General features: G+C 71.2%; 1 protein-coding gene and 1 pseudogene. Both read right to left on the reverse strand.

Annotated elements, in window-relative coordinates; translation table 11 throughout:
* Positions 1-121 precede the first annotated feature (121 nt).
* Positions 122-535, reverse strand: coding sequence for a DUF3040 domain-containing protein (locus ABT367_RS41365; RefSeq protein ID WP_352259131.1), 414 nt, complete (start codon positions 533-535; stop codon positions 122-124).
* A 414-nt stretch (positions 536-949) separates the two neighbouring features.
* Positions 950-1,268 (reverse strand): annotated as a pseudogene (locus ABT367_RS41370) (SAM-dependent methyltransferase); the annotation flags it as partial.

Raw genomic sequence — 1,268 nt, forward strand, 5'->3', positions numbered from 1 at the left:
CGGGGGGGCGGGGGCGGGGGCCCCCGTCCGGCCGGGTGGGGGGGCCCCCCCTCCGCCGGCGGGGGGGGGGGGGCGGACGCTTCGGCGTCCGCCCCACACCCACGTCGGGTGAGCTTTTAGGTCAGTGACCCTCTTCGCGGCGCCGCTGCCAGCGCTGCTCGATGCGGTCCATCATCGACCGCCGCTGCCGGCCCTGACGCCGCGTGGTCGGGGGAGCTGTCCCACCCTGACCGTCCGCCGTACCAGGGGCCTGCTCGCCCGGCTTGGGCGCCTTGCGCCAACCGGTTACCGCGAGCACCGCACAGCCGAGCATGACGAGGAATCCCACCACGCTGATCCAGATCTGCTGCGCGACCATTCCTGCCATGAGGAGCGCGATTCCCACAAGAAAGCCGGCGACCGCTTGGTAGACCCGCTTCCGGGTGTACGTACGCAGCCCGCTTCCCTCAAGCGCTGTCGCGAACTTGGGATCTTCGGCGTACAGCGCTCGCTCCATCTGCTCGAGCATGCGCTGCTCGTGCTCTGAGAGCGGCACGGAGTCCCTCCTCATCGTGCAGTCGCCGGGGCGACCGGGGGTCCCCTTCAGGATAGGCAGGGAATCGCCCCCGTGAAACCCGCCCCTCTACGCCAATTCGCCATTCCGGCCCGTAATGGCACCCGAAGCTGAGGCGTTCATTCCCCAGCGGTACGGCCGTCATGCCGGTCGGTGTCCCTCGATCATACGGGTCACAGGCCCTGATCGGGGGGCCTGTGGCCTACTCCATCTGCGGTTGCGCCCCTGATCAGGAGGACTGCGCAGGATGCGGCGCTTCCGCTCACTGCTCCTGTTTCGCCGGGTACCGGAGTTCCGGCCACCGCGACCGTTTTTCACCCCTGAGAACAGGGAGCCGGGGAACCCTGTCCCTGGCCGGCTTTTCCAGTACCCCGAGAACCCGGTTCCAGGCCCGGTTCAGCCCTTCTCGCCCAGGATGTGCAGCTGGGTGGCGACCGCGTGGAAGGCCGGCTGCTCGGCGGCAGCGGCCTCCAGCTTGATGAGGGCGTCCAGGGCGCCGGGCTCGGTGTCCACCAGGACGCCCGGCACCAGGTCGGCGAAGACCCGCACGCCATGCACCGAGCCGACCCGCAGACCGCCCTCCTCGACGAGGCCGGTCAGCTGCTCGGCGCTGAAGCGGCGCGGCACCGGGTCGCCCTCGCCCCAGCGCCCGGCGGGGTCGGTCAGGGCGTGCCGGGCCTCCGTGAAGTGCCCCGCCAGGGCGCGGGCGAGCACG

Source organism: Streptomyces mesophilus (assembly GCF_040300965.1).
GTDB classification, from domain to species: domain Bacteria; phylum Actinomycetota; class Actinomycetes; order Streptomycetales; family Streptomycetaceae; genus Streptomyces; species Streptomyces mesophilus_A.